General features: G+C 70.2%; 9 protein-coding genes and 1 pseudogene. 5 read left to right on the forward strand and 5 right to left on the reverse strand.

The genetic code is table 11. The features are described 5' to 3' along the window. The 5 genes and pseudogenes from ACYVE9_RS07130 to ACYVE9_RS07150 all read right to left on the reverse strand — a co-directional run. Positions 1–1,422: pseudogene (locus ACYVE9_RS07130) on the reverse strand (hypothetical protein); the annotation flags it as partial. Continuing rightward, entirely contained in the window at positions 1,419–1,793 is a 375-nt protein-coding gene (locus tag ACYVE9_RS07135) for a DUF6507 family protein (protein ID WP_461026879.1), read from the reverse strand. The pseudogene ACYVE9_RS07130 and the gene ACYVE9_RS07135, both read right to left, overlap by 4 nt. Positions 1,794–1,938: 145 nt before the next feature. After that, positions 1,939–2,247: a pore-forming ESAT-6 family protein gene (locus ACYVE9_RS07140; protein WP_461026880.1), complete on the reverse strand. Its 309-nt coding sequence runs from the start codon at positions 2,245–2,247 to the stop codon at positions 1,939–1,941. A 16-nt stretch (positions 2,248–2,263) separates the two neighbouring features. Further along, positions 2,264–2,596, reverse strand: coding sequence for a hypothetical protein (locus ACYVE9_RS07145; RefSeq protein WP_461026881.1), 333 nt, complete (start codon positions 2,594–2,596; stop codon positions 2,264–2,266). Positions 2,597–3,396: 800 nt separating this feature from the next. Next, the gene (locus ACYVE9_RS07150; protein ID WP_461026882.1) at positions 3,397–3,915 is read right to left on the reverse strand and encodes a pyridoxamine 5'-phosphate oxidase family protein; all 519 of its coding nucleotides are present in this window, start codon (positions 3,913–3,915) and stop codon (positions 3,397–3,399) included. A 552-nt stretch (positions 3,916–4,467) separates the two neighbouring features. Between ACYVE9_RS07150 and ACYVE9_RS07155 the strand changes: the two genes are divergently transcribed. The 5 genes from ACYVE9_RS07155 to ACYVE9_RS07175 all read left to right on the forward strand — a co-directional run bounded on the left by ACYVE9_RS07155 (position 4,468) and on the right by ACYVE9_RS07175 (position 11,100). Continuing rightward, a complete protein-coding gene (locus tag ACYVE9_RS07155; protein ID WP_461026883.1) occupies positions 4,468–5,727 on the forward strand; it encodes a sensor histidine kinase in 1,260 nt (419 codons plus the stop codon). A 3-nt stretch (positions 5,728–5,730) separates the two neighbouring features. Further along, the gene (locus ACYVE9_RS07160) at positions 5,731–7,056 is read left to right on the forward strand and encodes a sensor histidine kinase (protein WP_461026884.1); all 1,326 of its coding nucleotides are present in this window, start codon (positions 5,731–5,733) and stop codon (positions 7,054–7,056) included. 185 nt (positions 7,057–7,241) lie between these two features. Continuing rightward, positions 7,242–7,901 carry a response regulator transcription factor gene (locus ACYVE9_RS07165; protein WP_461026885.1) on the forward strand — a complete coding sequence of 220 codons (660 nt, stop codon included), beginning with the start codon at positions 7,242–7,244 and terminating at the stop codon, positions 7,899–7,901. 183 nt (positions 7,902–8,084) lie between these two features. After that, positions 8,085–10,010, forward strand: a complete 1,926-nt coding sequence (locus ACYVE9_RS07170; RefSeq protein WP_461026886.1) for a 2-oxoacid:acceptor oxidoreductase subunit alpha — start codon at positions 8,085–8,087, stop codon at positions 10,008–10,010. Next, a complete protein-coding gene (locus ACYVE9_RS07175; RefSeq protein WP_461026887.1) occupies positions 10,003–11,100 on the forward strand; it encodes a 2-oxoacid:ferredoxin oxidoreductase subunit beta in 1,098 nt (365 codons plus the stop codon). Before ACYVE9_RS07170 ends, ACYVE9_RS07175 begins: the two co-directional genes overlap by 8 nt. Positions 11,101–11,151 lie beyond the last annotated feature (51 nt).

Genomic DNA, 11,151 nt, shown 5'->3' on the forward strand with positions numbered 1-11,151 from the left:
GGTGCCGGCGTTGTCGCCGACGCGCGCCGGGTTGCCGCCTTCGAGCACGGCGCGGTCGCCCGCGGAGGGTTCGACCATGGCGTTGTCGCCGGGCTGGACGGGTCGGCCGGCCGGGTCGAGCAGGCTGCCGTCGGGGGCCAGCAGGTTGCCGTCGGGCAGTTTGACCGAGCCGTCCGGGATTTCCACGGCCGTGCGGCCCGGCGGCAGTTCGGGCAGCGGTCCGGTCTGCGGGATGACCTGGCCGTCGGGCAGGGCGAAGCGTCCGTCCGGCAGCTCGATGGCCTTGATGGTGGTGAGGCCCTTGAGTCCGGCGGTGACGTCGCCGATTTTCGGCAGGGCGTTCAGCGTGGTCGAGACGCCCTTGCCGAGATACGTCATCGGGTCGGCGAAGTGGCCGACCTTGCCGGCCGCGTTGGCGATCTTGCCCGCGGTGCCGGTCTTCGTGACGAGGCCGGCGCCACCGGTGCCGATGGTGGTGACGACGTTGAACACGACCAGGCCTGCGGCGCGGGCCGGGTCCTTGCCCCACTCGTCCCACGCGACCAGGGACTTGCCGACCTCCTTCGTGGTGTTCATGCTCTCGTCGACCCAGTCCCTGACCGCGCCGTCCGGCAGGAACTGGGTGGCGAGGAGAGCACCGGGGCTGGACAGAACGGCGAGGCCGGTGGCGAGCTGGCCCAGGCCCTTCCAGGACTCCTTGAACGTGTCCCAGCCCTGGAACCCGACGAGCCCGCCCAGACCCACCAGCGTTCCCCACACGCCGTCGACGATGAAGCCGTCCCACACGAAGCTCTTGAGGTGGTGGTGGACCTCGTACCAGTGGCGCTTCTCCTCGACGGCCTTGCCCCAGGGCGTCTCCCCGGCCTGCTTCATGTCGTCGACGCTGAAGCCGTACATGTGGTCGGCGCCGGTACCGTCGTCGGCCGCCCACTGGGTGCCGCCCACCAGGCGGGTGATCTTGTTGGCGGCGGCGCGTTCGGCCGCCCAGAACTCGGCGACCGCGGCGGAGATGTCCTGGAGGAGGTCGTTGTTGCGGTCGGTCTTGTCCCCGTCGTACTGCCACTCGTCGTCGTCCTTGATGGAGTCGACGAACGTCGTCGCCTCGCCCTTGAGCCGGCGCAGCTTGGCGACGATGGGGCGCGCCTCCGTCGCGAACCCGTCGAGGGCGGTGCCGACCTTCTCCAGGTCGTCCGCGAAGTCGTCGGCCCGGTCCGACACCGGCTTGGTGGTGGCGAACAGCTGGTCGGCCTCGGGCGCGTCGTAGAAGGCCTTCAGGCCCTGGAAGTTGCTGTGGACCTGCGAGCCGGTGCTGCGGATGGCACGGGCGTCGCCCTTCAACGCCGAAGCGTCCTTCTCCAGTTGCTCCAGGTTGCCGGTGAACTCCGGTATTCCGGCCGGGTCGACCCGTTCGACACCGCTCACCTGCCGCCACCGCCCTTGCCGAGGTCCAGTTCGGGCGCTTTCAGCGCCTCCCGCTGCGCCTCCTCGGCCATCGCGAGGTCACCCGCGAGATAGGCCTTGGTCGCGCTGCCGGCGCCCTCCAGCGACTTGCCGGACCGGGCGGCGATGAACTGGAGGTCCTTCTGGGTCTCCTGCGCGAACTCCGCGAGCGCGGCACCGACCAGGCCGGCCTCCGGGCGCTCACCGCCCATCGCGAGCGTGCCCGCCGACGTGGCGGCGCTCTCCAGGTTGTCGCTGTAGGACTTGACCTTCTTCTCCAGTCCCCTGGCGACCTCCGCCGTCTTCTCCAGCGCCCCGCTGATCCCCTCAGGCTTGAGATCCCAGCCCGACACCGTCTACCCCCAGTTCCCCCGAAACGGGTCCTGCTCGATTCCGACCCGGCCGGCGTGAGCCGACCCCGCCTGCGCCCCCGACCTGCGTCAGCGGAGTCCGGCCGGCGTCAGCCGAGTCCGCTCCGCGTCCGCCTTCCGGCCGGCGTCAGCCGATTCCGTCCACTGCCGACTTCGCCCGCTGCAGGGTCTGCTGCGCGGTGCCGTCGTTCTTCTCCAGCGTCGTGCGCAGCAGCTTGATGATGGCCCGCACCTCGCTGGCCGACCGGTTCCAGCGCTGCTCGGCGCCGTGGTACTGCTCGGAGACACCGTCGGCCTGGAAGTCGGCCATGGCGGCCTTCACCTGGCGGTCCCGGTCCCCGATGACCTGCTCCAGCTGCCCGATGATGCCCTGCAGGCTGCCCTGCACCTCTCCGGACGCGGCGGTGTCGTAGCTGCGGCGGTCCTCACCAGCCATGGTCTTCCCCCTCAGGTCAGCGGCCGGAGAACCGGGCCGCGTCGAAGTTCGCCGACGCCATCGACTGGCGGGCGTTGTCAGCGGTCTCCTGCTCGCCCGAGCCGAAGGCCTGCTCCATGCCGGACTGGCCGCCCAGGATGGAGCTGAGCGCGTTGTTCAGCGAGGACGTGATCTCGTCGGAGTTGGCCTTGAAGGCGTCGAAGGCCTTCTTGCCCGCGCCGTTGAACTTGCCCTCCAACGGCTGCGCTGCGACGACCAGTTGCTTGATGAGTGTGCCCAGATCGGTGGACGATCCGCGCGACTGCTTCATCAGCGTCGACAGCGCCTGGTTCCCCATGTCGAACTTCATACCCACGAGCTTTCCCCTCCCGTTCGCCGGTTGTGACCGCTGGGTCGCGTGCGTCGCGGGTGAGGCCCGTCCGGCAGAACGCCCCCCGTTAGCGCATGCGGTCCATGCCTACCAACGGCACGGCTGCGAGGCAACGCCGAACGGGTCTCAGAGACGAAACCCACACAGAACACGCCGCCGGCCCGACGTCCGTACCGCCGACCCGAGCCCGCTCCCAACCCGTTTTCGCACGCGCGGACTTGGGCAGCACGCACGCCGTGCCCGCCCCGCCCCGCCCCGCAGCGCACCGCACTCGCATGGAGGGGCGGTCACGCGTGCAACGACCGTACGAGTGCCGTACGGAGGAGAAGACGCGCGGCAGCCGTGCTCGGTTCCCCGGCCCTCCCTGTCCTGTGTCATCGAACTTTGAGCGATTGCCACCGAAGTTTGAGTGTTAGGGGGCCGAGCGTCAGGAGCGACAGTTTTCGACGACGAGCTGCACCAAGCCAACCCATGGGAACTCGCCGCTCTCATGGACCGCACGCACTCTCCGCTGCCCTCCCCGCCGGGAGCTGCGCTGAACCTGATCCGGCGGCCCGGGCCTGAAGGCGCTGCTCGACCTCGGCGAAGGGGGTACTCCCTACTCGAACGCAGCGAAGCGGAGTTGTGAGCTTGGGGGCGGGGCAGCCTCGGGTCGCTGCTGTGCCGGCGGGCGTTGGGCGAGGCCGTCGCCACGGCGCTGGCGGTACGTGACGGCGCGCCGTCGACAGGCCCCGCACAAACGTACGCGCAGGTGCAGGCCCTCGTCGACAGGCCCGGCGTCACGTGCCGGTGAGCTTGTCGAGGTCGGGGGCGTAGACGGTCATCCAGTGCGGGTTCAGCCGGTAGTAGACGACCTCGCGGTTCCAGTCGAAGGCGTCGTCGTCGTAGAAGTCCTTCAAGTAGGCGAGGAGTTCCTGCCAGTCGGCCGTGGTCTCGGCGTCCTCGGGGTTCATCTCCTCCACCGTGCCGTGGGTGAACACGCCGAGGTCCTCGCCGCGCATGTGCGCGACGCTGGCGGCCGGACGGGCCGCGAGATGACGGGCCTTGGCGGCGTTGCGCGCCGTGCCGAAGTGCCACCGGCCGTGCAGGAAGTGCCCGTCGGCGCCGCTGATCCGCGGTTCGCCCTTTGCGGTCACCGTGGAGAGGGCGAGCGTGCACATGCCGGTGAGGACCCCGGTGAGCTGCGCCGCCGTGATGGTGCGGCCCTCGACGATCGAGCGGAGGTGTGCGGTCGAGCCGGAGAGGGAGGAGTCGAGGAGGGACTGGAGCTTGTCGAGTTCTTCTGGGGTTTCGCGCATACGTCCATCGTCAGCCGTAAATACGACACCCTCTGTCGTCATTGACGAAGCATCGGTGAGGTTGCTCCGCGCGGGTTGCGCTCGGTGCTGCGTGGATGGCAACAGGCGGGGGACGAACGCCAGGACATGTGCATGTATTCACGGTTGATTGACGAGCTGTGATGCCGTTGGTCCTGCTGCCAGGCCGCACGACGCGGTGTTCCCTTGAACTGATTGAGCAGCCAGGATCGGCCAGAACCGCCTCGGTTTGCCGTGAACACCTCGGCCTCGGAGTCCGCAGCCAGCCACCGCACGAACACCCGCTTCCCCGGCAGGAAGCACGTAGTCTGCCGCCTTCCACTGACACCGCTCGGAAGCCAGAGCCGGGTCGGCCCCCGACCACTCCAACTTTGGTGGCAATCGCTCAAAGTTCGATCACACAGGACACTCCCGGCCGTCGTCCGGCCGGCGACGCACCGGGCCCCGGCCGGACGGAGGGGTGGGGAAAACCCCACCTCGGCTCACCCACGTGCCCCATGGCCGGGCTCGGGGCGGGAGCGGCAGTCTTACGCCATGACCGCCAGACCCGACCCGAGTGCCCCAGCGGGCTCCGCCGACGACCGCCCGTCGGCCGCCTCCGCAGACGACCGTGCCGCCGACGCGTCGGGGGACGGGTCGCTGCCGCCGCCGCGTCCCGCGCTGTCCGCGGGTACGTGGAAGGAGATCGTCCACCTGCTGGGCAACCTGCCGGTGGACCTGGTGGGGTTCGCCTACGTCTGCGTGTGGATCCTCTGCGGCGCCCTGCTGTCGGTGACGGTGGTCGGACTGCCGGTGCTGGCGGTGGGCCTGGCGGGCTGCCGGCTGTTCGGCAGGTGGGAGCGGGCCCGGGCCCGGACGCTGCTGGACGTGTCCGTGGACGAGCCGTCCCGGCTGCGGCACCGGCCGGGCAGCGGGGCGCTCGGCTGGATGTGGGCGCAGCTGCGTGACCCGGTGGCGTGGCGGCACGCGCTGTACTGCTTCGTCCGCGTCCCGTGGGGCGTGCTGACGTTCACCGTGACACTGGTCGCGCTGTTCGTGGCGTGGCCGGTGCTGCCCTGGCTGGTGCGGCTGATGGCGCTGGGCGACCGGGCGATGGTGCGCGGCCTGCTGAGTCCGTCGGACGGGCTGGAGCAGCGCGTCGCGGAGTTGGAGTCGGATCGGGTGACGGTGACCGACACCGCCAGCGCCGACCTGCGACGCATCGAACGCGACCTCCACGACGGCGCCCAAGCCCGACTCGTCGCCCTCGCCATGGACCTCGGCCTCGCCAAGGAAAAACTCACCGAAGACCCCGAAACAGCCGCCCGCATGGTCGACGAAGCCCACGGCGAAGTCAAAGCCGCCCTCACCGAACTCCGCGACCTCGCCCGCGGCATCCACCCCGCCATCCTCACCGACCGCGGACTCGACCCCGCCCTCTCCTCCCTCGCAGCCCGCTGCACCGTCCCCGTCACCGTCACCGTCGAAACCACCGCCCGACCCGCCCCCGCCATCGAATCCATCACCTACTTCACCGCCTCCGAACTCCTCCAGAACATCAGCAAACACAGCACCGCCACCCACGCCACCCTCGACCTCTGGCGCACCGACAACCGCCTCCTCCTCCAAGTCACCGACAACGGCACCGGCGGCGCCACCGCCCACCACGGCACCGGCCTCGCCGGACTCGCCGAACGCCTCGACTCCGTCGACGGACACCTCCTCATCAACAGCCCCCCAAACGGACCCACCACCATCACCGCCGGCCTCCCCTGGCGCGACCGCAACGGCAACGACGACCGCACGGAGAACTGACCCATGAACCTGCTGCGTGCCCCGTTCTCGGGGCGGACCTGGCGGGAGTTCGGCCACGTCCTGACCGGACTGCCGATCGCCACCCTCTCCTTCAGCCTGCTGGTCACGATGACGTCGGCCAGCGCCGGTCTGCTGATCACCTTCGTCGGCGTGCCGCTGCTGGCGTTGACCCTGCTGACCGCGCGGGCGCTGGGCCGGGCGGAACGGGCTCGGGCCCGGGGGCTGCTGCGGCTGGACGTCGGCGAACCGGAACCGGTGCGGCTGTCGGGGAAGCGCACCGGGCCGGTGGCGCGGATCGGCGCCGTCCTCAAGAGCGGTACGTCGTGGCGCCACCTGCTGTACGGGCTGGTCCACTTCCCGTGGGCGGTGTTCTCGTTCTGCTCCGGGCTGGTGCTGTGGACGTGCGGCTGGTCGATGCTCACCTATCCGCTGTGGTTCTGGGTCTTCCCCACCTGGACCGACCAGCCGGGCCTCCAGGTCTTCGGTGACGGCGCGGGCCACGACGTCCACCTGGACAGCCCGCCGGAGATCGCACTGACCGCCCTGGCCGGGCTGGTGCTGGTGCTGTGCACGCCGTGGTGGTTCCGGGCGCTGACGTCCGTGGACCGGCTGCTGGTGAGCGGGCTGCTCGGCCCGTCCCGGCTGGCCGCCCGGATGTGGGAGCTGGAGTCGGATCGGGTGACGGTGACCGACACCGCCAGCGCCGACCTGCGACGCATCGAACGCGACCTCCACGACGGCGCCCAAGCCCGACTCGTCGCCCTCGCCATGGACCTCGGCCTCGCCAAGGAAAAACTCACCGAAGACCCCGAAACAGCCGCCCGCATGGTCGACGAAGCCCACGGCGAAGTCAAAGCCGCCCTCACCGAACTCCGCGACCTCGCCCGCGGCATCCACCCCGCCATCCTCACCGACCGCGGACTCGACCCCGCCCTCTCCTCCCTCGCAGCCCGCTGCACCGTCCCCGTCACCGTCACCGTCGAAACCACCGCCCGACCCGCCCCCGCCATCGAATCCATCACCTACTTCACCGCCTCCGAACTCCTCCAGAACATCAGCAAACACAGCACCGCCACCCACGCCACCCTCGACCTCTGGCGCACCGACAACCGCCTCCTCCTCCAAGTCACCGACAACGGCACCGGCGGCGCCACCGCCCACCACGGCACCGGCCTCGCCGGACTCGCCGAACGCCTCGACTCCGTCGACGGACACCTCCTCATCAACAGCCCCCCAAACGGACCCACCACCATCACCGCCGGCCTCCCCTGGCGCGACCGCAACGAAAGCGGGACGGGAGCCGGCCACCGGACGGCGACGGAGGCCTGACCGGCAGCGGGCGGAAGGCCGAGCAAGGACGGCAGGCGGCGCGGGAGGGGACGAGCGGCCGTCCGCCGGGCCCGGGGCCCGGGGGCCGGGCAGTCCGCACCTCGGCGGACGGCGGTCTGGGATGCTGGGGCGTCCCACGCAGGAGGCGCGGAGTATCGGGGGAACCGGTGGTTGAGGTGGACAGGGTGCGGGTCGTCATCGCGGAGGACTCGGTGCTGCTCCGGGAGGGGCTGACCCGGCTGCTGACGGACCGCGGCCACGACGTGGTGGCGGGTGTCGGCGACGGTGAGGCGCTGGTGCGGGCGGTGCGGGAGCTGGCCGAGGCCGGTGAGCCGCCGGACGTGGTGGTGGCCGACGTCCGCATGCCGCCGACGCACACCGACGAGGGCGTGCGGGCCGCGGTGGCGTTGCGGGGCCTGTACCCGCAGGTCGGTGTGCTGGTGCTGTCGCAGTACGTGGAGGTGCAGTACGCCACCGAGCTGCTGGCGGGCTCCAGTCACGGCGTGGGCTACCTGCTGAAGGACCGGGTGGCCGAGGTGCGGGAGTTCGTGGACGCGGTGACCCGGGTGGCCCGCGGTGGCACCGCGCTGGACCCGGAGGTCGTCGCGCAGCTGCTGGGCCGCAGCCGCAAGCAGGACGTGCTGGCCGGGCTGACGCCGCGGGAGCGCGAGGTGCTGGGGCTGATGGCCGAGGGCCGCACCAACTCGGCGGTGGCCCGCCAGTTGGTGGTGAGCGACGGCGCGGTGGAGAAGCACATCAGCAACATCTTCATGAAGCTCGGGCTGTCCCAGAGTGACGGAGATCACCGTCGAGTGCTGGCAGTTCTCACCTATCTGAAGTCGTGACGCTCGTCCGACAATGAAGCGAGCCTCCATCGTGGGCCGTCAGGGTGGGAGAGGTAAGGGACGGCGCAGGTCAGGGGCACTGCAAGACCGAGTCATATCCAGGTCACAAACGGACGGATCGGCGTCTCACGGGAGTGTCCACCATATGATCGCCCTCAGGAAGGCAAACCTTACCCACGTACGATGGACAACGAGCCGCCGCCTCGAGGGAGGTCTTTGCACGTGACCAGTCAGGTCAGCCACGACCGCGCCAAGGAAGTCAGGCGCTTGGACCGGGTGATCATCCGGTTCGCGGGGGACTCCGGGGACGGCATGCAGCTCACGGGTGATCGTTTCACCTCGGAGACGGCGTCGTTCGGGAACGATCTCTCCACGCTGCCGAACTTCCCCGCCGAGATCCGCGCCCCCGCCGGCACCCTGCCCGGCGTGTCGTCGTTCCAGCTGCATTTCGCGGACCACGACATCCTCACCCCGGGTGACGCGCCGAACGTCCTGGTCGCGATGAACCCGGCGGCACTGAAGGCGAACATCGCCGACGTGCCGCGCGGTGCGGAGATCATCATCAACACCGACGAGTTCACCAAGCGCGCGATGGCGAAGGTCGGCTACGACACCAGCCCGCTCGACGACGGCTCGCTGGACGCGTACTCGATCCACCCGGTGCCGCTGACCACACTCACGGTCGAGGCGCTGAAGGACTACGACCTGGGCCGGAAGGAGGCGGGCCGGTCGAAGAACATGTTCGCGCTGGGCCTGCTCTCCTGGATGTACAACCGCCCCACGGAGAACACCGAGTCCTTCCTGCGGACGAAGTTCGCCAAGAAGCCGCAGATCGCCGAGGCGAACGTGGCCGCGTTCCGGGCGGGCTGGAACTTCGGCGAGACGACGGAGGACTTCGCCGTCTCCTACGAGGTCGCGCCGGCCTCCAAGGCGTTCCCCACCGGCACGTACCGCAACATCTCGGGCAACCTGGCGCTGTCCTACGGGCTGGTCGCCGCGTCCCAGCAGGCGGACCTGCCGCTGTTCCTCGGCTCCTATCCGATCACGCCGGCCTCGGACATCCTGCACGAGCTGTCCAAGCACAAGAACTTCGGTGTGCGCACCTTCCAGGCCGAGGACGAGATCGCCGGCATCGGCGCCGCCCTCGGCGCGGCCTTCGGCGGCTCGCTGGGCGTGACGACCACCTCCGGCCCCGGCGTCGCGCTGAAGTCCGAGACGATCGGGCTGGCCGTCTCCCTGGAGCTGCCGCTGCTGATCGTCGACATCCAGCGCGGCGGCCCCTCGACGGGGCTGCCGACCAAGACCGAGCAGGCCGACCTGCTCCAGGCGATGTACGGGCGCAACGGCGAGGCGCCGGTGCCGGTCGTGGCACCGGCCACCCCGGCGGACTGCTTCGACGCGACGCTGGAGGCGGTGCGGATCGCGCTGGCCTACCGCACGCCCGTCTTCCTGCTGTCCGACGGCTACCTGGCCAACGGCTCCGAGCCGTGGCGCGTCCCCGACGTCGGCGAACTGCCCGACCTGCGGGTGCAGTTCGCCACCTCGCCGAACCACACCAAGGACGACGGCACCAAGGAGTTCTGGCCCTACAAGCGCGACGAGCGCACCCTCGCCCGCCCCTGGGCGGTGCCGGGCACGCCCGGTCTGGAGCACCGGATCGGTGGCATCGAGAAGCAGGACGGCACCGGCAACATCTCCTACGACCCGGCGAACCACGAGTTCATGGTGCGCACCCGCCAGGCCAAGATCGACGGTATCGAGGTGCCCGACCTGGTGGTCGACGACCCGGGCGGCGCCGCCCGGGTGCTCGTCCTGGGCTGGGGCTCGACGTACGGCCCGATCACCGCGGGCGTGCGCCGGGTGCGAGCCGCGGGCGGTGTGGTCGCCCAGGCCCACCTGCGGCACCTGAACCCGTTCCCCGCGAACCTCGGCGAGGTGCTCGCCTCGTACGACAAGGTGGTGGTGCCCGAGATGAACCTGGGACAGCTCGCCACCCTGCTGCGCGCGAAGTACCTCGTGGACGCGCAGTCCTTCACGCAGGTCACCGGTCTGCCCTTCAAGGCGGAGCAGCTGGCCAACGTCCTCAAGGAGGCCATCGACCATGGCTGAGGTCCTCATCGGCGGAATCCAGCAGGCGTCCGAAGCGCTGTCGCTGGTACCCAAGGCCGACGCCCCGCAGAGCGCCAAGGACTTCAAGTCCGACCAGGAGGTCCGCTGGTGCCCGGGCTGCGGCGACTACGCCGTGCTCGCCGCGGTACAGGGCTTCATGCCGGAGCTGGGGCTGGCGAAGGAGAACGTCGTCTTCGTCTCCGGCATCGGTTGCTCCTCCCGCTTCCCGTACTACATGAACACCTACGGGATGCACTCCATCCACGGTCGCGCCCCGGCCATCGCGACGGGCCTGTCGGCCGCGCGCCGGGACCTGTCGGTGTGGGTGGTCACCGGCGACGGCGACGCCCTGTCCATCGGCGGCAACCACCTGATCCATGCGCTGCGCCGCAACGTGAACCTGAAGATCCTGCTGTTCAACAACCGGATCTACGGGCTCACCAAGGGCCAGTACTCGCCCACCTCCGAGGCGGGCAAGATCACCAAGTCGACGCCGATGGGCTCCCTGGACTCGCCGTTCAACCCGGTGTCGCTGGCGCTGGGCGCCGAGGCGGGCTTCGTGGCCCGCACGGTCGACTCCGACCGCAAGCACCTCACCGAGGTGCTGCGGCAGGCCGCGGACCACCCCGGCACCGCGCTGGTGGAGATCTACCAGAACTGCAACATCTTCAACGACGGCGCCTTCGAGGTCCTCAAGGACAAGCAGCAGGCGCAGGAGGCCGTGATCCGGCTGGAGCACGGGCAGCCGATCCGCTTCGGTCTGCCGGCGGAGGACGGTCTGGGCTCCAAGGGCGTCGTCCGCGACCAGGCCACCGGTGACCTGCGCATCGTCGAGGTCGCCGAGCACGGCACCGACGGCATCCTCGTCCACGACAGCCACACCGAGTCGCCGACGAACGCCTTCGCCCTGTCGCGGCTCGCGGACCCGGACACCCTGCACCACACCCCCATCGGGGTGTTCCGCAGCGTGCGGCGCCCAGTCTACGACACGCAGATGTCCGACCAGCTGGAGCAGGCAGTCGAGCAGTACGGCAAGGGCGACCTGGCCGGTCTACTGCACGGCAGCGACACCTGGACCGTCGCCGGCTGACGCCCCGACGCCCACGCACGCGGTGGCGGCCCGGACCCGGTGGGGTCCGGG

This window comes from Streptomyces sparsus, assembly GCF_054776295.1.